Below are 19,642 nucleotides of genomic sequence, written 5' to 3'. Positions count from 1 at the left end.
CTCAGTCGCGCTGCAAAATATGGATCACGCAAACACTGCCACCGCCCATCATGTGGCAAAGCCCTATTCTTGCGCCCTCGACTTGGCGTTTTCCCGCTTCTCCGCGAAGCTGCAAGGTCGTCTCCCAAATTTGCGCTAGCCCCGTCGGCCCTCCTGGGTGGCCACGCGCGATCAGGCCGCCATCGGTAGAAACAGGCAGGCGCCCGTGCAGCTCGAAGTCTCCCTCTTCAATGCACTTCTCCGCATCCCCAGGCCTGCACAAACCGAGGAGCTCGTAGTATTCGAGCTCCTCGATCGCGAAGGCGTCATGAACCTGCACAAGATCCAAGTCTTCCGGGCCGACACCAGCTTCGTTGTACGCCTGTGCAGCGGTATCCACGGTCATTTGCGGAGGGCCCACAACCGGGCCCATGAAGAGGTGCCCTGGCGCGTACTTTTCCGTTTGTAAGGCTGAAGCCACCACGCGCACCACCGGCCGTTCCGGTCGCAGCCGCTTTGCAAGGTCCGCCCGACCAACGATCGCACATGCTGCACCGTCCCCCATGGGACAAGACATCATCGTTGTCAGAGGCCAGGCCACCATCCGCGAGCGCAGTACTCGCTCCGGTGTGGTTACCTCCTGCGCTTGCCGTTGAGCCATGGGATTCAGGGCCCCGTTATTCCAGTTTTTGGCAGCAATTTTCGCCAGGTGCTCTGGCTTCATGCCCCGCTCATGCATCCGCCGCGTTGCCCACAAGGCAAAGAAGGCAGCAGGTAGGATTGCATCCTCCATATTTTCCGGGGCCGTGCCCTGCGTCGATTGCTGGATCATACTCGTCATCTTGTCGAAACCGAGAACCATCACGACGTCGTACGTCCCCGCGGCGACCTGCAAACAAGCTTCGCGGAACGCGGCGGAGCCGGTAGCCGAGGCATTCTCTACATGCTGAACGGGGAGTCCGGTTAGCCCGAATTCTTTCATCACCCGGACAGCGCTCATGACCGGAGCAAAAATGTGCCCGACATATGCGGCTTGCACATCGCGAAACGACAAGTTGGCATCGCGCAACGCCGCAAGGCCCGCCTCCCGCGCCATCACCGCATTCGGCACATCCCACATGCCGAAGCGATACATGCCGACACCAAGAACGGCTACGTCTCTCATCGCGCCTCTCCCGTTGGGCGAAATCGCACAATGACCACCTCCGCGTCCCCCTCTTCGCGCATCTTATCGAGCTCAGCCACAAGTGGCTGCCCGATGTAGTAGTCCTCCCTGCGGCCAGCCAACGGCAACTGCACCCTTGGACCTTCGGGAAGGTCGATTTGGCCCACCCCATAGCCGTCCATATGTTCTAAGTTGCTCGATCCAAACAACGGCATGTGCACAAACGTGAAACTATACAATGTTCCCTGTGGGCCCAGTTCGACGTCAACTAAATCGTCGGACAAGCACTCGGCCTTCGCACAGATGGCGCGCCGCGGAAAGTAATGCTCGCCACACCGCTGGCAGCGACTGCCCAACAACCGCGGTGGCTCCTGAGGATCTTCTGGAATGGTAAAATAGCCGGGTTTAATCGGCACTCTTCTCTTGTTGGTCATGGCTTCGTTGCCTAAGCCAATGAACGTTTGTTCGTCAAGTAAGGGTCGGGACACCACGACAGGAGGCAGCCGAGAGCATACTTTCCTTTGGGCACGGACTATGCCAGCACGTGATCGAGGAAAGGAGAGACCGTGGAGGAGCGCGTTCAAACCGAAATCGAAGGTGGTGTTGCCGTTGTGACGTTGAATCGACCGGAGAAGCTGAACGCATTGGACTTGCCCATGTTCGAGGCGCTCACTCGATCCGCGGCCGCGCTAGCGGACCAACCACAGATTCGCGCCGTCGTGCTGCGTGGGGCAGGACGCGCATTTTGTGCCGGACTCGACGTTGCATCTTTTGCCGCAATGGCAGGTGGCGGCGGGGCAAATCTCCTGACGCGAGAGCAGGGTAAGGTCGGCAACTTTGCCCAGCGGGTGGCTTGGGTGTGGCAAGAGATCCCCGTGCCGGTCATCGCCGCAGTCCACGGTGTCGCGTTCGGAGGAGGATTACAGATTGCCCTCGGGGCGGACCTCCGCATTGTCGCTCCCGACTGCCAACTCTCCATCATGGAAATCAAATGGGGCCTGATCCCCGACATGGCTGGCACCCAGACGCTGAGGCGGTTGGTCCGCTTGGATATTGCGAAGGAGCTCACCTTCACAGGCAGGATCGTGAGTGGAGAAGAGGCAGTACAACTAGGGCTCGCTACGCGCACTGCGTCCGATCCCTTCGAGGCCTCGCTCACTTTGGCACGGGAGATTGCGGCGCGATCGCCCGATGCCGTCCGCGCCGCGAAGCGACTGTGGAACGAGGCAACGATGGGGACGGTTTCTGAAGGCCTTGCGTTGGAGGAGCGGCTGCAGTTGTCGCTGATCGGCCGCGCGAATCAAATCGAAGCAGTTCAAGCGAATTTGGAGAAGCGTGCGCCGCGATTCCAAGATCCCTCAACTGATTGAGGTTGCGCGAGCGGCAGGCTGAAAACCAAGGGATGCCGAGCCGTGGCTGCGATCGCTGTCGACCCGCTCGATCGTGATCTGTTCCGCCGGATTCGGGACCGCATAGCTATCGTCGGGATCGGTCACCTGCCATTTTCCAAGGACATTGGTCGACCCATCGCCGACACCGCCGTCGAAGCCATTCAGCTCGCCTTAGAGGACGCTGGTCTATCGGCGCGCGACGTCGACGGGATGAGCATGTTCGAGATGGAAGCGACCCACGAGGTCACGATTGCTCGCAGGCTCGGTGTGGACAATCTCCGCTGGTGGGACAAAATCTCTTACGGAGGCGGGGCTTCGGCGGCAACAATCATGCACGCTGCCGCGGCGATCGCCACCGGCCTAGCCTCGGTGGTCGTATGTCACCGTGCGCGAAACCGGGGAGCGAAGTCTTCGCGTCCCTGGGCACAGGAACGTGGCATCGCACGAGACGACAAATCGCTTTACCTGCCGTGGGGACTGATCCGGCCGGTGGACATCATTGGTTTGTACGCGCATCGCCACATGCACCTGTACGGGACGAAACGCGAACATTTTGCGAACGTCGCGATCGCTGCCCGGAAGCATGCCCAAAATAACCCCTTCGCTATGATGCGTGGCCGACCGCTCGATTTAGACACTTACCTGGGCGCGCGAATGATCAGCTACCCGCTCTGCTTATATGACTGCTGTCTCGAAACCGACGGTGCCCTAGCCTGCGTTGTGACGTCGGTCGAACGCGCGCGAGATTTACGCCAAAAGCCCGTGCTTGTTCACTCGGTAGCCCAAGCGTCTGGACCCAACCCGGTGCACCTGGCCAACTACAACAACACCAAAGAGATGCTCTCCACCGCCGCCTTTTGTGCACAACTCCTTTGGCAGCGTGCGGAGTTAACCCCTCGCGACATCGACTGCGCTCAAATTTACGATGCCTTCACGCCGTTAGTCGTCATGGGTCTCGAGGACTACGGCTTCTGTGCCCGCGGCGAAGGCGGGCCGTTTACCGAAGGAGGAAGGATCGAAATTGGGGGAGAGTTGCCCGTTCTGACGTCCGGAGGCGGGCTCTCTGAAGCATATGTGCACGGATTCAACTTGATCCTCGAGGGCGTGCGTCAAATTCGCGGGACCTCGTACAATCAAGTGCCGGACTGCCAGGCAGTGTTGGTGACTGGCGCCGCAGGAGTGGCCACCAGTGCTGTGGTTCTGCGCAGCCCTTAAGAAATTCCACAGCGAAGTGATCGCTGAGGCGGTCCGTTCGAACCCAACCAGATGGATCGCTTCTACGCAAGCCAGCAAAGGCATCGGCCGTGCTTGGAAACCGCACGAAAGCCGCGGGCAACTAGGGCGGACCAACACGAGGTTTGCCACAACTCCGCCGAGTTCGCCTCTCTCCCGTCTCCCGGCCTCAAACAACCGAGGTCACTCTCCACGGCGCATCCCGTTGCGCCCCCTTAGCCCAAGTGACTACCAGAAGGAATACGACGCAAGATCTTGGATACGCGCGAATAGGGGATAACGGTTATGCGCGTCATTGACGAATGGCAAAGCTTCATCCACACGCACTTCCAAACCGACGGCGAACAACTTCCGACGGAGCGGGTCCGTGAGATCGAGCGTGTGCTGCTGCCCACTCTCCGACGCCTTGGCATCGTGTTCGGCTTTCATTTCGAGCGAGGCCCCAAAGATCCTGGCATCCGGATAGTCCTCGAATGCCGCCCAGGGGAGAAGGAACTTCGGGTGATCCGCCAGACTCTCGTCGATACCTTGCGACCCATTCCACGCCGGCCGCGACCCACAGTTGTCCGTTTCGCAAGCGAGTCCACCATCCGCTCCACAGGAGAGGCAGATGCAGCAAAAGAGCGTGACCCTACGGCTTTGCCAAGCCACAAAACGCCGCAAACCACCAAGGGAGCAGTTTTTCGCGATTCCGGGAGCACACGCGAGTAACGGAGGTCTTGGAGCGTGACTACATGTGAACCAATACTCCTTGAGTCCAACGATGGCCTCCATCCCGACTATCCGCTTCCGGATTTGGAAGACCCGATCATGCGACCGTTCTGGGATGGTGCGCGCCAAGGGAAGTTGATGTTGCAGCGAGAGCGACACACTGGTCGCTTACACTGGCCTCCGAAACCACTTTATTGGCGAGAGGCGGAATTGGAATGGTTTGAGGCTTCCGGCTTCGGCACGGTGTTCTCTTATGTCATTGCGTACGAACCATTCCTTCCGGCGTTCCGTCATCGGCTGCCCATGGTCTTAGCCATCGTCGAAACGGACGAGGGTGCTCGGCTGGTCACTTACATTGTCAATTGTCCGCCAGAACAGGTACACTTTGGCATGCCCGTTCGCGTTGTGTTCGAGCGGTTGAACGACGCCGTCGTCCTTCCCGTTTGGGCACCAGCGGGTCGAGAAGGGCAGGGACCAACACATGACTGAGCCGGCGGACTTAAACACTCGGGTGCAGTATCTCGAGGACATTGGCGCCCTCCAAAGACTGCTCATTGAATACAGCTTCGCAGCAGACATCGGAGATGCTGAGGCGCTCTCGACCATGTTTATCTCCGATGCCGTTTACGAACTTGATGAACTTCGGCTGGAGGGCCGGCAACAAATCGTGGCAACGGTTGTCGGACAACGCGACGATCCCGCCTTCGTTGCCACGGCTCACACTGTTGGACCTGTGGTGATCGACGTCGACGGAGATCGTGCGGTCGGCCGAGGCTACTCTCGTCTGTACGTAGCGGAGGGCGACGGGGTGACCCTATGGCGGCTGAGTTTCAACCGCTGGGAGTTCGTTCGAGAACAGGGACGATGGCGCATTTCACGCCGTGTAACGCGCGCCGTTGGCCATCCCGAAGCCGCCGCTTTGCTTCGTAACCCATCGTAACCCTCCGCAAGCCTCTGCCCTCGTGCGTAAGCGGGAAGATACTGGACGAAGCGACGTCGCTTCGGCTTGCCATCCCCAGCTTCATGCACTTTGCGATTGCGGACTTTCGATCCGACAGCTCGTTCTCTTACGCATCTACGGATTCAGTGGCTGGAGCCGGTGAGCTGGCGGTAAACCTTCAAGTGCCGCATCGCGGCGAGCTGTTGCCCAAGCACCCGCAACAACCGGCTGAGGTTAAAGTGTGCCTCTGGAAATTCCCAATCACACTCTAAGGCTCGCTGATATTCCTTGATCGCGCCCGCCATATCCCCCAGATCTTCGAGAGCGATCGCTAAATTGTAGTGCGCAATCGGATCGTCAGGCGCTATTTCAAGAGCGCGCCGGTACCAGCTCGCAGCTCTCTGCACAGATCCTTCATAATGAGCCAAGCGGCCGAGATTTACGCAGGCATCGGAAAGCGATGGGTCGAAACCCAGGGCGGCAAGATATGCTTGGCGAGCGCCTTCAACATCGCCCGCTTCCTCCCGGGCAATTGCCAATGAGTACCACCGTTCCGCCGGGTCCTCCCGAGCTTGCTCGCCGCTAACGCTCCGGTGCTGGACAATGTCCGTAACTGGAGCAGGCCTGCCTGGGCGTTCGTCGGTCAATCCAAGAAAAGGCAAGAGAAGTTGCCCGCTCCCCAAATCCCAGTACCGGCCCTGGCTTTCCGCCACGAGTCCCCACTGGGATGATGTGCGAAGCTGGACGCTATCAGTTCTACCTTCGCGAAATCCGTGTTGCCGCCATGCGGCAATTGCCCGCTGTAGTTCCCGGAGAGAGCCCGCAGACGTTGTCAGCCGCAGCACGCGTCGCAGAAGAGCAATTTCCCGGAAAGAGAGAAGCCACCTCTTGCCGTGCCGACGCACGTGCAGATCTACAAGCCGCACCAATTGCCGGACACGTGCGGAAGGGATCCCCAAGATACGGCCGACTTGAGTTGTGGTGAACAACTCAAGCGGCTGCCCTTGGTACCGCGTGCTACGCCTCGCTCGTCGTTCCACAGATGCTTTCAACTCCCCGCTTCAGTATCAAACTGTGAAGCACGTCGCCCTCGTCAGCCCGCTGTGTGCCAAACTCACAGACCTCTGACAAGCGATTTCGACACCCACAGCAGCTCTACGCGAAACCATCACCGAGGTTTGATGCTGGGCTGACGCGTCGTATCCGCAGGGTAGGGGATATGCCTGCGAAAGTGCTGTGGGTGATCCTTGCGGTGCAAGCTCATACCTTCTTGTCACCTAGGCGATCCCTACTAAGGGCCTCCGCAAGCCAACAGCGGCAGCCCCGAGCAACAGTGCAGAGTGGTTGGCACGGCTCCGACCAGCAAGTAGGAGAGCGCTTATGCTCATAGTGTTGAGAGCTTTAGCTGCCAGGGTCATCTCTGCACTGTTGGTCTTGCTGGGCGTGACCTTGCTCACTTTTTCTCTAACGCTGCTTCTTCCGGGAGACCCCGCGGTTACCGTCGCAGGTCCAAAAGCATCGCCTGAAGTTCTACAACGAATTCGGCGAGACCTTGGGCTGGATCAACCGTTCATTGTCCAGTACGGGCGCTACCTGAGCCGTTTGATGCGCGGAGATCTTGGACGATCGTACGTGAATCAAGAACCCGTACTGAGCGCCGTTTTGGAACGTCTCCCAGCCACCTCGTTCCTAGCAATCGCGGCATGGAGTATCGGAGCAGCGTTGGGAATCGCGCTTGGCTGCATTCCAATCTTGTTTCCTCGCACAGCCCAATGGGCCTTCGGTGTCACCGTGCTCGGCCTGTCCGTTCCTGCGTTTTGGGCCGGTTTGCTCTTGCTCTACGTGTTCGCGTTTCGCTGGCCACTTTTCCCGCTGGGTGGATTCGGGCTCCGTGGCGTCGTTCTGCCGGCATGTGCCTTAGGTCTTGGGCTGGCGGCAAACTATGCCCGGGTCACGATGGCGCGCCTTGCGGATGTCATGAAGCAACCCTTCATTCAGGCTGCGAGAGCAAAGGGGGTGCCGCGCCAGCGAATCGTGCTCCGGCACGCGATGGGTCATGTGCTGTTGACCCTTCTGACCCTTGTCGGTCTCGATCTAGCCGCACTCCTAGGAGGTGTGACGCTAACAGAGACCGTGTTCAACTGGCCCGGTTTGGGGCGGTTAGCTGTAGAGGCCGTGTTCAACCAAGATATTCCAGTGCTTATGGGCACGGTCTTGCTTGCAACTACGTTCGTTGTCTGCGTAAATTTTCTGGTCGACGCGTGTTACGCCTGGCTCGACCCGCGAGTGCGCCGAGAAGGCTAAAGTGCGTGGAGGAGAGGAGGTGACAAAGAGCGCCAAACTTGGCTTCGGCATGCTCATGCTGCTTGCCGCCCTTGCTGCCCTGGCACCCGTGTTGCCGCTGCGTGATCCTGTGCAACCTACGGCGCCTTCTTTCGGACAACCGTGGCCCCCGCAACGGAGCTTTCCATGTGGCACGGATGAGCTAGGTCGAGACGTCTGCAGCAGGCTCCTTCATGGAGCGAGGCTTTCGCTTGCAGTCGCAACGGCGGCGAGCCTTGCCAGTATCTCGATTGGTGCTCTTGTTGGCTTGCTTGCCGGCTACTCGGGTGGGTTTCTCGATCACCTGCTCATGCGCTGTACCGATGTGGTGCTATCGTTCCCAGTCCTACTCCTTGCGATCGCGGTAGCCGCCTTGTTCGAACCCAGCACCACGGTCTTGATTCTCGTGATCGTCGCCGTCGGCTGGACGACAACGGCGCGAACAATCCGTGCCGAGGTTCTATCCATCGCTCGCTCGGATCATGTGCAGGCCGCTATCGCATTAGGGGCCGGCCACGTAGCCACACTCCGCCGGCATATTCTCCCGCTTACGTTACCAACGCTAATCACCCTGGGAGCGCTCACCGCTAGTCACGCCTTGTTGATCGACGCAGGGCTCAGTTTCATTGGTCTGGGCGTTCCACCTCCAGCGCCTAGCTGGGGGCGCATGCTGAGTGAAAGCCAGGCGTACTATCGCGTGGCTCCGTGGCTGATGCTGTTCCCGGGTTTACTGCTCACGTACACGGTGGCTGCCCTCCAGCTCGTTGCCCTAGGTTTGAAGCGACGGCCAAGCTGATGGCTCTTTCCGATGCGGAACCTTCTCATCTTAGTCCTCCTGCTCAGCTCCTGCGGGGGTCACCACGACCGCTACGCTGGGTTCCTTCGGATTGCTGATCGAGACGACGTTCCGACTCTGGATCCAGCGCACGGATACGACACATCTTCTTGGCAGTTCGAAGACCTCATTTTCGAAACCCTCGTGGATTATAACGACAGAGGCGAATTTGAGCCGGAACTGGCTCGCGAATGGATCGTGGACGAGAGCGGGACGCGCTACGTCTTTCGCCTTCGCGACGACGCGACCTTTTCCGATGGGCACCCCGTAACCGCAGAAGATGTGCGTTTTCAGCTCACTCGTGTACTCGCTCTGCAAACAGGGTCTCCCGGGCGGGAGTTTTTCCGGTCGATTCGCGGCGCTGACTCGTGCAACGCGCCTGGGTGCAGCATTTCTGGCCTTACGGTTCAGGACGATCGTGTGTTGGAAATCAACCTTATCCATCCAGACCCGCTCTTCCTCCACAAGATGGCTCTTCCGTTTGCTTCCGCGGTGCCGCGTTCGGTCGTCCTGCAGCGCGGCGAGGACTTCCCGTTGAACCCAGTTGGCAGCGGACCATTCTACTTAGCGGAGCGTGTGCCTGGCCAACGCCTCGTATTTTTACCGAACCCGTTTTACGACAAGCAGAGGAAGCCGCGGTTACAGGGTATTGTGCGCTTTGTGGGCGTCCAAGACGACCTCGCTTGGATGAGGTATCGCTCAGGCCAGCTCGACGTCGTCTCTCTGCCTCCGGCTGAAACCCCTTTGGTTCTCCGCGACCCTCGGCTCCTGCCTCTGTTGAGAAGCGGCGACACGCTTCGGACTCAGTACGTTGGCATGAACTGCCGGCTGGCTCCGTTCAGTGACGTCCGAGTTCGGAAAGCGATGAACTTTGCTGTCGACCACGGGAAGCTCGTCGCGTTGCTACACCAGCGTGCCGCTCCGGCACGAGGGGTCATTCCCCCCACAATGCCTGGATTTCCTGCCGGGCCGACGCCGTATCCACTCGACCGCGACCGCGCCCGGCAACTTCTTCGCGAAGCCGGTTGGGGGCAAGGCTTCCAGGCCACCCTATGGCTGCGCAACGATGAAACGGCCATGAGGATTGCGCAGTCACTCCAGCAGGATTGGGCAGCCGTTGGGATCGATATTCGCCTCAAGCCACTGGCTTGGGGGCCATTCTTGGAAGCTGTCCGGCACGATCCTCGAGTTCAGATGTTCCTCCTTGGGTGGGAAGCGGATTTCCCCGATCCGAGCAATTTTCTCGAGGTTCTTTTCCACTCCCGCCAGATCAGCGCGAATAACCACACCTATTACTCGAACCGCCAAGTGGACGAGCTGCTAGACCGTGCAGCCTCTGTCACGTCTTCCGAGCTTCGCTTAGAACTCTTCCGCCAGGTCGAGCACATCGTTGTCGCTGACGCACCGTGGGTGTTCCTCTACCACCCGCGAGCTTTCGTGATGGTGAGCCCTCGAGTTCGGCATTTTCGCCTCCATCCTTGGCGGCCGCCTCGGCTGCAATTTCTGGAGTTAGCCAACCAAAACGCACCGCACTAAGGCGACGGCGGGCCCCCACCTCCCCCCCGCTGCTGCGTTTGCATACGGAAGATCAGGTCCGTTACTCGTGCCGCGACCTTGAGCTTGGCCTCCAGTGCCTCGGCTCGTCTGCGTTCCTCCGCCAGTTGGGAGCGCAACGATTCATTCTCGGTGGCGAGTGCCGCTGCCTGATCTCCCTCTTTCTTAGCCGACTGCAGCGCAGCCTCGAGTTCGGCAATGCGCCGGCGGCTCTCCGCTAGCTCCTGTTGAGTTTCCGCGGTAATGCGGATGTGCTCACCTTCTGTCGGAGGGTGCGGCTCAGAGGGGCCCTTGCGGTCTTCTGCTTCTGCCGAGCCGGAGATTTTCGCCGTTAGATTGCGCTGCTGCTCCTGTTCCTGCAGCGACCGACGCAGCTCGATCAACTCTTGTTTCAGTGCGAGGTAATCTCGCTCTGCAACGTAATTCTCGCCAAATGGCGAACTCACCTCCTGCCGGAGGCGTTCTAATTCTTCCATCAAAGCCAACCGCTCAGCGCGCTCCCGCGCCAGCGCCTGCGCCAGCTCACTCTCAGCCTGAGTACCAGACGTTGTTTCCTCCGGACGCCCGGCCTCGTCACCTCCGCGAGGTGTGAGATTCGGTTTCACCAGGACAGTTCCCTGCTGTCGTCGCAGCGCTTCCAGCTCGGCACGGACGGCTAACAGCTCCGCCTCACGTTCGCGTAATCGGCTTTCCAACTCTGCAATCTGACCGCCAGCGTCTGCCGCTCCGAGCTCGACACTTTGCGCTACCCCACTGGCCCCTTCCTTCGCCTCCAATTTCGGGCCTGACCGCGGAAGGATGGCGCAACCTGCCGTCACCGCACATAAGACCGCCAAAACCGCCCACCTTTGTGCTCCCGAGCAGGTCGAGACCATCGTAGAGCCGCAAGCCTACCACGAACGAGCGGAAAGTCTAGGACCGACGTCGCAGGGGGAGGGGGAGCAGCTCGTGAAATTCATTTTGACAGGGTGGGCCCGCCGCGTGGAAGAAACGCACCTGCACCATCTCCATCACGAGCACAGAAGAGGAACGGGTGCCGTATGCTTCCGTGTGCACGCAAGGAACCGATAGGGGGTCTCCCACTGCCGTGGATCCACCGCCATGGTCTGCCAGCGCTGACTGAATCTCCTTTAGCACCTGGTCCATCGCCCGCTTCCGTAAAAGAGGTACCACCGGCGTAAGTAGCTTCACGGTGCGCTCGTGCCGGGGACACTCCAGCAAGTCACTCTCTCGGTTGGTTACCACGTGCAAACCTGGCTCCAAGTCCCGCCTGCGCCAAGCTCCGGATTGATTGGCAAGCAGCACCGCAACGCGCCGATCCGCAATTAGGAGCGTACATAGGTTAAATTCGTCCGGCGGCAATGCAGTCGCGGTGGTAACCGCTTGAGCAGCCGTCTCGTGCATCAAAACATCGACAACAAGGCTTCCACGGGAGCGGCGCGTCCGATCAGGAGGAAGTGCTCCTCGACGATTGAGTACCGCTGCGACCACACCATGTTCGTTAGCGCCCAACCAGGTTCCACCGGCTTGCAGGTCTACTCCCGCAACTACGCGGCGTGGCTCCGCCCACCAAGTCGGCCCAGTGGTCGGTCGCGCGAAAAATTCGTCCCGATTCGCGCCAATTACGAGCGGAATCTCGGGGTGGCAAGCAACAAACGCGGCCAAGGTACACACAAACCAACACTATAGTTTTTTCGCTTGTTCGCCGGCAATCCAATCTCGTTATGCTTGGGTGCAGAGTGAGGCTGAGGGTTCGATTGAGTGGGGCTAGTCGCTGTGTTAGCTACCGCGTATGTCAACATCCGCGCAATCGTTCCGCTCAATCGACGAGGTCATCGAACGTTTTGCTGCCCATAAGTACATCTGCAGCCGGCGAATTGCCACAGTCATTTACCTCGCGTCTTGCCTACGCAAACCGATCCTTGTCGAGGGTCCGGCCGGGGTAGGGAAGACCGAACTGGCCAAAGTACTCGCTGCCAGCCTCGATTGCGCCTTGATTCGCCTACAGTGCTACGAGGGTTTAGATGAGGCGAAGGCGTTGTACGAATGGGAGTACGCCAAGCAACTACTTTACACGCAAATTTTGAAGGACAAGATCAACGAGGTTATCGGGGGTGCCAAGTCACTGAGGGAGGCCGTCGAACGGATCGCTCGTGAAGACGATGTATTCTTCTCGGACCGCTTCATCCTGCCGCGGCCGCTCTTACGCGCAATTACCGCCGAGCAACCAACGGTGCTGCTTGTCGACGAGATCGACAAAGCGGACCCCGAGTTCGAGGCTTTCTTGTTAGAGGTGCTGAGTGATTTTCAAGTTAGCGTCCCCGAACTAGGTACCCTCACGGCACGCCATATCCCGCTGGTTGTGTTGACGAGCAACAACGCGCGGGAAATGTCGGACGCGCTCAAACGGCGCTGTTTGCACCTGTACATTGACTTCCCCTCTGCATCCCAAGAACTCGAAATTGTTCGACTGAAGGTTCCAGAGATTCCCCCCAGGTTGGCAGAGGAGCTCGTCCACTTTGTGCAACGGGTGCGACAGCTCGATCTGAAGAAGGTGCCGAGCATCAGCGAGACTCTTGACTGGGCCCGGGCGTTAGTGCTGCTGAATGCTGACACCCTAGAAGAGCGACTCGTCCAAGATACTCTTAACGCAATCCTCAAATACGAGGGGGACATTCGCAAGGCGCAAGAAGAACTCAAAGACTACCTTGCTCGCCGTCAAGCGGAGCGTGCTGCCAGAGGGCCCGACGCCGACAAGGACCTGCTTCATTGAGCACGCGCCCCGGCGGCCCCTCCAACGGATGACTAGATCATCGAAATCGCGCGCTTCCGTCTTCCGAGAGGCGCAGCGACGCAAATTCTGCTTATGGAAGGCAAAATCCTTGGCTTCGTCGAGCTGTTAAGGCGCAACGGCGTCCGTGTATCGATGGCGGAAGACCTAGACAGCCTCCGCGCTGTGGCAGCGGTGGGTTTGGCAAACCCAACGGACTTCCGGGAAACGTTACGGGCTACCCTCGTGAAACGTCACGTGGACGATGGCACGTTTGATGCGCTCTTCGACTTGTACTTCCATGGAATCGCCCGCGAGCTTGCACAGCAACTGGCAGCGACCGAGAGTGCCCTTGGGCTGGAAGCCGCGGAGCTACAAAACCTTCTGGAACTTCTTGCCGATCACGTCGAACAGCTCGGGCTGTCGCTGTCTGAGCTCACTCGAGAATTGCTGCAGGCGAATCACGGTCGACTCGACCAACTCTTGCGCCAGGCCGCGCAACAAATTGGCTTGCAAGCAATCGAGCGTCCGTTTCAAGAAGGGCGCTACGCGCACATGTTAGCGCAAGCGGTGGGACTGTCTGGTATTGCTGCTGAGCTGGAGGAACTGAAGCGCCAGCTAGCAACTGCTTCCCTCGCGCCAGCGCAACTCGAGCAGCTTCAAAGGCTGATCGATCTGCGCCTGCAGCACCTCACGCAGGCGATCAAGCGAGTCGTGCGCCAGGAACTGGAGAAAAAAGAGCCCTCGTTGCGTGAGACCGAGCGGTTGGATCGTTTGGGGGAGAAGAGCTTCTATTACCTGACCGAGGAAGAGATCCGCCAGATGAAGGAAGCCGTGACAAAACTGGCGGAGCGTCTGAAGAACGTGATCGCAGTCAAGCGAAAGCGCGCAAAACGGGGCCGTTTCGACATCAAGGATACGCTGCGGAAAAACCTGCAGTACGGCGGGGTGCCGTTCCGTATTCAGTTTGACCGGCGTGTCAAAGACAAACCCCAGATTATGGTCCTGTGTGACGTGTCGGACTCTGTTCGTAACGTCTCCCGCTTCATGCTGCAGTTCGTGTACACGTTGCAAGACCTGTACTCTCGCGTGCGTAGCTTCGTGTTTGTCAGTGAACTAGGGGAGGTCACTCGGTTGTTCGAGGAGCAAGACATCCACACAGCTATCGAGCAGGCGCTCAGTGGGCAAGTGATTAACGTTTTTGCCCACTCTGATTTTGGGCGGGCGTTTCGCATTTTTCACCGGGACTTCTTATCGGCGGTTAACAAGAAAACTACAGTCATCATTCTCGGGGACGCCCGTAACAACTATAATTTGCCCCACGAGTGGACACTGAGAGATATCCGGCACCGTGCCAAGCAACTCATCTGGCTCAATCCCGAAAATCGCCTCACGTGGGGCTTTGGAGATAGTGAGATGGATCGCTACCTAGTGTACTGCGATATTGTGGAAGAATGTCGAAACCTGAATCAGCTCTACCGCGTGATCGATCGGATCGTTCACTAGTCACAGGCATTGACCAGGCCAGCAGTTTTTGCACAGAATGGGCGTGAGTGAGTTAGAGCCATGGCACTTTTAGAGAACGCGATTGAAATGGTCGTCGGTGGGCTCACGCTTGATCCCGTAACGAAGAGCCCAATCGTCATTCTCAAAGATCGGGAGAACAAACTCAACCTGCCGATTTGGATTGGCCTGCTAGAGGCCACAGCCATGGCAACAGAACTTGAAGGTGTGAAGGTCGCGCGGCCGATGACACACGACTTGCTGCGCAACATCCTGTCCGAGCTCGGGGTCGAGGTCAAGGCGGTCGAAATCAGCGACCTTCGAGACAATACCTATTTCGCAACGATTCATTTGCGAGTCGGCGACGAGGTCTTGCAAATCGATGCACGGCCTAGTGACGCCATTTCTTTGGCCCTGCGAACAAAGAGCCCGATCTACGTGCAAAAGCATGTCTTAGAGCGATCGAGTATCTTGCAGGAAAGCCAAGAGGAGGCCGCCACGACCGACATTTCCAACGTTTCTCGAGACCAGTGGGCAGATATCCTGGAGAAACTGAATCCCGAAGACTTCAAATACAAGATGTGAACTTTTCCTGATCTCGATCGCTTGTAGTTCCCTGTCGTCGTCCCGTATGGCAAAGACCCGTATTCGCAGGAAGGACCTTAAGCAGCCAGACGAGTTCGTCCACGTTGGCCAGCGGGTCCTTGCTTGGTCGCAGACTCACCGGCGAACACTTGTCCAAGTGGCCGCGCTCGTTGCTGGGCTGCTCTTGGTCATCGGAATTTACAACGGCTACCGCAGCGCCAATTTGCGCCGGGCCAACGAGCTGCTTGCACAAGGCCTCGTTGCATTTCGCTCCAACGAGTGGGATCGCGCTGCCGATACGTTTACCCGCGTAGCGACCGAATGGCCAAACACTCCGGCCGGCCGGATTGCCGTGCTTCTTGCAAGCGCCGCAGATCTCCATGCGCAACAGCACGAACGGGCTAGTGCTCGTCTCGGAACTGCCGACAAAATCTCTGAGCCATCGCCGTACCTCGAACAGCAACTTCTCCTAACTCGTTCGTTCACGCTGGAGCATGCCGGCAATTACCCGGAAGCCGCCGCTGTGGCGGAGCGAGCAGCCAAACTCGCCGGTCCTTACGCGGCAACGGCTCTCTACGAATCAGCACGCCTACACCTCCGGGCTGGCAACACCGGAAAGGCTGGCGAGCTCATTGAGCGGCTCAAGAAAGACCACGGGAGCGCGCCAGAAGCACAGTGGGCCACTGCGCTCCTAGCCAGCGGGAACGCCCACTAGGGCAAAGGATTGCAGTAGCAGGACAATCGTAAGAGTGTGCCCACCGGGCCAGAAGGAGCAAATAGTCCCATAAGGCATATTATCGGACACTTGCCACCAATTTCAATTTTCCTCAACCTCTACATTAACCGCGCGCCCTAACTAACTGTCGTACTGGCCACTCGTCAGTTTTCTTGGAGCAACTCCCGCAGGATCTCATTGACCTTTTGTGGGTTTGCTCGCCCCTCGGTCCGCTTCATGAGTTGACCCACAAAGAAGCCGAAGAGCTTCTCTTTCCCAGCCCGATACTGCGCGACCTTGTCGGGATGTTCAGAGAGCAGACTGCGGATCTCGCTCCGAAGCGCCTCATCATCGGTGATCTGGACCAAGCCCTCTCTCTGCACGATGTCACGGGGCGTGCGGTTGCTCGTCAGCATGCGCTCGAAGACCGTCTTAGCGATTTTCCCACTAATTTCGCCCCTGTCGATCAGGTGGATGAGTTCGGCCAGGTGCTCGGGTGATACGGGCCAACGCTGAATTCGTAGATCGCGATCGAGGCCTTGCTCCCGGATCACACGCAGGAGCTCCCCCATGATCCAGTTGCTCGCTGCCTTCGGCGGTGCCCCCGAAGCGACGACTGCCTCAAAGTATTCTGCCAAGTCACGACGAGAGGTCAAAACCTCGGCATCATAGATCGGCAAGTTGTAGCTCTCGACAAACCGAACTCGACGCGCATCCGGCAGCTCCGGCAAACTGGCCCGAATACTTTCTACCCACGCGGCGTCCAGCCGAACGGGCGGCAAGTCCGGCTCGGGGAAATACCGATAATCATGAGCATATTCCTTGGAGCGCATGGGGCGCGTTACTTCCCGATCTGGATCCCACAACCGCGTTTCTTGAACGATGGGCTCGCCGTCATTTAAGGCTCGAACCTGGCGACTGAACTCAAATTCAATCGCGCGCTCCACGTGCCTGAAAGAGTTCATATTTTTAATTTCGACTTTAGTGCCTAGCGTTTCCACGCCCTTAGGCCGCACAGAAACGTTGGCATCGCACCGGAAGCTCCCCTCCTCCATGTTACCGTCACAGATCTCTAGGTACTGAAGGAGTTGCCGAAGTTTCCGCAGGTAAGCCCCAGCCTCTTGAGGAGAACGCATGTCGGGTTCCGACACGATCTCCAGCAGTGGAACTCCGGAGCGATTAAAGTCAACTAAGCTCGCCTCGCTATACGCATCATGGATATTTTTTCCGGTATCCTCCTCCATATGGATGCGAGCCAAGCGGATGCGCTTCTCTCCTTGTGCGGTATCGATGGGAATCCAACCCGCAACACAAATCGGCAACTCATATTGGCTAATCTGGTAGCCCTTCGGCAGGTCTGGGTAGAAGTAGTTTTTTCTTGCCCAGCGGCTAAACAACTGAATCTTGCAGTTCGTCGCCAGGCCCGCCCGAATTGCGAACTCGACAGCGCGGCGGTTTAAGACGGGCAACGACCCTGGCAAGCCCAAGCACACTGGACAGGTATTTTCGTTGGGAGGCGCCCCAAATTTCGCGGAGCACCCACAGAACATTTTGGAGGCTGTTAGCAACTCCGCGTGCACCTCAAGCCCTATCACCGCCTCGTATTCCATAATTCCTCACAACGACGGGTGCCGAGCCACCCACGGATGCGCTCGCTCGTAAGCATGCGCCACCGCCAAAAGCTGCGCTTCACAAAAAGGCCGGGCAATCAATTGCAGGCCAATCGGCAAGTCCTGCCGGTCGAACCCGCAAGGGAGTGAGAGCGCAGGCAGGCCCGCGAGATTGGCGGCAATCGTAAAAATATCAGAGAGATACATCTGCAAAGGATCGCCCGTTTTTTCTCCTAACCGGAATGCAGTCGTCGGCGCTGTCGGCAGTATCACGATGTGGGCCTTCTCAAACGCGGCCTCGAAATCGCGGCGAACCAGGGTGCGGACCTTTAATGCTTTGAGGTAATACGCGTCGTAATATCCAGCGGAGAGGGCGTACGTCCCAAGCATGATTCGCCGCTTAACCTCGGCACCGAATCCCAGAGCCCTGGTCCGGCTATACATGCTCAATAGCCCTCCTTCCTCCCCGGCACGGAATCCAAAACGAACCCCATCGTACCGCGCCAGATTGGAGCTCGCCTCTGCTGTGGCAACTAAATAGTAAGTAGGAACCGCGTACCGAGTGTGCGGGAGCGACGTCTCTGTCACGGTGGCTCCCTGCTCCTGGTACCACCGGATCGCAGATTCCACCGCATCCCTTACTTCGGGCTGCACGCCATCACCAAAACACTCGCGAGGGACCGCCAATCGGATCTCGCGAAGCGAGCATGCGAGCGACCGCGAATAACGTGGCACCGGATGTGCCGTCGAAGTTGCGTCGCGCTCATCGCGGCCAGCAATCACTTCCAACAAAAGGGCACAATCTTCGACGGTTCTGGCCATGGGCCCGATTTGATCGAACGAGGACGCGTATGCGATCAAACCGTACCGACTCACACGGCCGTAACTTGGCTTCACACCGACGATCCCACAGCATGCCGCTGGTTGACGAATCGAACCACCAGTATCCGTTCCCAAGGCCGCGTAACACTGCCCAGCGGCAACCGCAGCAGCGGAGCCCCCCGAGGAGCCTCCCGGGACACGATCCGTGCTCCATGGATTGTACGTCGGGCCGAATGCGGAATTCTCCGTGGACGATCCCATCGCAAATTCGTCGCAGTTGAGTTTGCCGAGAAAGACAACCCCAGCTTGACGCAAGCGTGTAATCACCGTGGCATCGTACGGAGGGACAAAGTTTTCCAAAATTCTCGAACCCGCTGTGGTTCGCACCCCTTTTGTAAGAATCACATCCTTCACAGCGATCGGCACGCCGAGCAAGCCGCCTCGTTCGCCGGTTGCGCGCCGCCTGTCAGCCTCCTCGGCGCCCGCCAATGCGGCTTCTGGCGTGACCGTGAGAAATGCGCGAATCTTCGGCTCCACTGCATCAATGTGCGCAAGGATACTCTTGGTCAACTCAACGGAACTGATCTCTCTCGCGTCGAGAAGCCGCAACACTTCCGCGAGAGATAGCCAAACAAGGTCAGACATACCGTTCAGTCACTTGAAGCACAGGGATGGACACGCTGCACGTTCCTAATCGATGATTTTCGGTACCCGGAAGAACCGCCCGTGTCGCGCGGGTGCATTCGCGAGAAATTCATCCTCCGCAGGTGGGTTCACAGCGACGTCCTCCCGTAGAACATCGCCAGGGTTGACCATCTCGGTGGCCGGCTCCACACCCGTCGTGTCAACCTCATCCAGGCTCTTGAAGTAACCGAGGATGTGTTCAAGCTGCTCAAGGTATTCTTGTTCCTCGGTAGCGCTTAGCTCCAACCGCGCCAGGTGCGCGATCGCCCGCACAACCTCGTGGTTCAACGTCATGGCGGGGCGGTTAACACAGCCGTCATGACCCTTCAATTTATGCGCCCTGTAGAACCCTCTTGCCCTTGAGCCAATGCAGAGTCGCTTCGCCTATCGCTCATCGCCCACTAGTCAGGCGGGTTGCCACGGTGTAACAAAGAGCATGCGCCACAAGCCGAGTGCTCTTGCCACCGGGGAAATTGGTGAGGCAATCGCCGCGCAATATCTGAAGTCGTTGGGCTACCGCGTGATTGAAACAAATGTGCGCTGCCAGGGTGGAGAGATTGACGTCGTGGCATGGCACGGCCGGACACTCGTGTTCGTCGAAGTCAAGACGCGCAAGCACACCAGCAGGGAGCTCGCCCTACAAGCTGTCGACCAGCGGAAGCAACGCCGTCTCCTTCGTGCGGCACGGTCCTACCTCGCAAGAACACAACTTGCCCCTGCAGAGACGCGCTTCGACCTCGTCATCGTTACCGGCACTGGCGAAAATACGCAATGCGAGTTGATTCTCGGAGCTTTTGAAGACGCCTGATCCGTGAGCGCTTGG

The 19,642-nt window shown here is 58.5% G+C and carries 20 protein-coding genes; 13 read left to right on the top strand and 7 right to left on the bottom strand.

Annotated elements, in window-relative coordinates; translation table 11 throughout:
- Position 1 precedes the first annotated feature (1 nt).
- Complete coding sequence (locus N3C12_03165) at positions 2-1,144, bottom strand: thiolase family protein (GenBank protein MCX8071442.1); 1,143 nt, start codon at positions 1,142-1,144, stop codon at positions 2-4.
- A complete protein-coding gene (locus N3C12_03160) occupies positions 1,141-1,578 on the bottom strand; it encodes an OB-fold domain-containing protein (protein MCX8071441.1) in 438 nt (145 codons plus the stop codon). Before N3C12_03160 ends, N3C12_03165 begins: the two co-directional genes overlap by 4 nt.
- Before the next feature lie 132 nt (positions 1,579-1,710).
- Here N3C12_03160 and N3C12_03155 point away from each other — a divergent pair, with 132 nt between their 5' ends.
- The 5 genes from N3C12_03155 (at position 1,711) to N3C12_03135 (ending at position 5,419) form a co-directional block, all read left to right on the top strand.
- Positions 1,711-2,514: a crotonase/enoyl-CoA hydratase family protein gene (locus N3C12_03155; protein MCX8071440.1), complete on the top strand. Its 804-nt coding sequence runs from the start codon at positions 1,711-1,713 to the stop codon at positions 2,512-2,514.
- Positions 2,515-2,556: 42 nt separating this feature from the next.
- A complete protein-coding gene (locus tag N3C12_03150; GenBank protein MCX8071439.1) occupies positions 2,557-3,750 on the top strand; it encodes a lipid-transfer protein in 1,194 nt (397 codons plus the stop codon).
- Between the two features lie 303 nt (positions 3,751-4,053).
- Positions 4,054-4,479 (top strand): hypothetical protein, encoded by a 426-nt coding sequence (locus N3C12_03145; protein MCX8071438.1) that lies wholly within the window; start codon positions 4,054-4,056, stop codon positions 4,477-4,479.
- A 15-nt stretch (positions 4,480-4,494) separates the two neighbouring features.
- On the top strand, positions 4,495-4,968 hold the full coding sequence (locus tag N3C12_03140) for an OB-fold domain-containing protein (GenBank protein MCX8071437.1): 474 nt from the start codon (positions 4,495-4,497) through the stop codon (positions 4,966-4,968).
- Positions 4,961-5,419, top strand: a complete 459-nt coding sequence (locus N3C12_03135) for a nuclear transport factor 2 family protein (protein ID MCX8071436.1) — start codon at positions 4,961-4,963, stop codon at positions 5,417-5,419. Before N3C12_03140 ends, N3C12_03135 begins: the two co-directional genes overlap by 8 nt.
- Before the next feature lie 143 nt (positions 5,420-5,562).
- On the opposite strand, the gene N3C12_03130 is transcribed toward N3C12_03135, so the two are convergent.
- Complete coding sequence (locus N3C12_03130) at positions 5,563-6,132, bottom strand: tetratricopeptide repeat protein (protein ID MCX8071435.1); 570 nt, start codon at positions 6,130-6,132, stop codon at positions 5,563-5,565.
- A 667-nt stretch (positions 6,133-6,799) separates the two neighbouring features.
- Between N3C12_03130 and N3C12_03125 the strand changes: the two genes are divergently transcribed.
- Genes N3C12_03125 through N3C12_03115 form a run of 3 tightly spaced genes read left to right on the top strand, consistent with a single transcriptional unit; the run spans position 6,800 to position 10,112 of the window.
- Entirely contained in the window at positions 6,800-7,723 is a 924-nt protein-coding gene (locus N3C12_03125; GenBank protein MCX8071434.1) for an ABC transporter permease, read from the top strand.
- Between the two features lie 19 nt (positions 7,724-7,742).
- Positions 7,743-8,537 (top strand): ABC transporter permease, encoded by a 795-nt coding sequence (locus N3C12_03120; protein ID MCX8071433.1) that lies wholly within the window; start codon positions 7,743-7,745, stop codon positions 8,535-8,537.
- A gap of 12 nt (positions 8,538-8,549) precedes the next feature.
- Complete coding sequence (locus tag N3C12_03115) at positions 8,550-10,112, top strand: ABC transporter substrate-binding protein (GenBank protein MCX8071432.1); 1,563 nt, start codon at positions 8,550-8,552, stop codon at positions 10,110-10,112.
- On the opposite strand, the gene N3C12_03110 is transcribed toward N3C12_03115, so the two are convergent.
- Complete coding sequence (locus tag N3C12_03110; protein MCX8071431.1) at positions 10,109-10,966, bottom strand: hypothetical protein; 858 nt, start codon at positions 10,964-10,966, stop codon at positions 10,109-10,111. The genes N3C12_03115 and N3C12_03110 overlap by 4 nt on opposite strands.
- Before the next feature lie 956 nt (positions 10,967-11,922).
- Between N3C12_03110 and N3C12_03105 the strand changes: the two genes are divergently transcribed.
- The 4 genes from N3C12_03105 (at position 11,923) to N3C12_03090 (ending at position 15,703) form a co-directional block, all read left to right on the top strand.
- Positions 11,923-12,903 carry a MoxR family ATPase gene (locus N3C12_03105; protein MCX8071430.1) on the top strand — a complete coding sequence of 327 codons (981 nt, stop codon included), beginning with the start codon at positions 11,923-11,925 and terminating at the stop codon, positions 12,901-12,903.
- A gap of 93 nt (positions 12,904-12,996) precedes the next feature.
- Positions 12,997-14,406 carry a VWA domain-containing protein gene (locus tag N3C12_03100; protein MCX8071429.1) on the top strand — a complete coding sequence of 470 codons (1,410 nt, stop codon included), beginning with the start codon at positions 12,997-12,999 and terminating at the stop codon, positions 14,404-14,406.
- A gap of 60 nt (positions 14,407-14,466) precedes the next feature.
- On the top strand, positions 14,467-14,988 hold the full coding sequence (locus tag N3C12_03095) for a bifunctional nuclease family protein (GenBank protein MCX8071428.1): 522 nt from the start codon (positions 14,467-14,469) through the stop codon (positions 14,986-14,988).
- Positions 14,989-15,034: 46 nt separating this feature from the next.
- Positions 15,035-15,703 carry a tetratricopeptide repeat protein gene (locus N3C12_03090; protein MCX8071427.1) on the top strand — a complete coding sequence of 223 codons (669 nt, stop codon included), beginning with the start codon at positions 15,035-15,037 and terminating at the stop codon, positions 15,701-15,703.
- A 164-nt stretch (positions 15,704-15,867) separates the two neighbouring features.
- Here N3C12_03090 and gatB read toward each other — a convergent pair whose 3' ends face one another.
- From gatB to gatC, 3 genes are read right to left on the bottom strand one after another with little or no spacing between them, the layout of a single operon-like run.
- A complete protein-coding gene (gene gatB / locus N3C12_03085) occupies positions 15,868-17,313 on the bottom strand; it encodes an Asp-tRNA(Asn)/Glu-tRNA(Gln) amidotransferase subunit GatB (GenBank protein ID MCX8071426.1) in 1,446 nt (481 codons plus the stop codon).
- Between the two features lie 6 nt (positions 17,314-17,319).
- Positions 17,320-18,780 (bottom strand): Asp-tRNA(Asn)/Glu-tRNA(Gln) amidotransferase subunit GatA, encoded by a 1,461-nt coding sequence (gatA, locus tag N3C12_03080; GenBank protein MCX8071425.1) that lies wholly within the window; start codon positions 18,778-18,780, stop codon positions 17,320-17,322.
- A 45-nt stretch (positions 18,781-18,825) separates the two neighbouring features.
- Entirely contained in the window at positions 18,826-19,113 is a 288-nt protein-coding gene (gene gatC, locus N3C12_03075) for an Asp-tRNA(Asn)/Glu-tRNA(Gln) amidotransferase subunit GatC (GenBank protein ID MCX8071424.1), read from the bottom strand.
- A gap of 142 nt (positions 19,114-19,255) precedes the next feature.
- Here gatC and N3C12_03070 point away from each other — a divergent pair, with 142 nt between their 5' ends.
- Complete coding sequence (locus tag N3C12_03070) at positions 19,256-19,627, top strand: YraN family protein (GenBank protein ID MCX8071423.1); 372 nt, start codon at positions 19,256-19,258, stop codon at positions 19,625-19,627.
- The last annotated feature ends 15 nt before the right edge of the window (positions 19,628-19,642 follow it).

Source organism: Candidatus Binatia bacterium (assembly GCA_026415395.1).
Lineage (GTDB): Bacteria > Desulfobacterota > Binatia > HRBIN30 > HRBIN30 > HRBIN30.
Note: the sequence above shows the minus strand (reverse complement) of the source record. Positions and strands in the feature narration are given on the sequence as shown.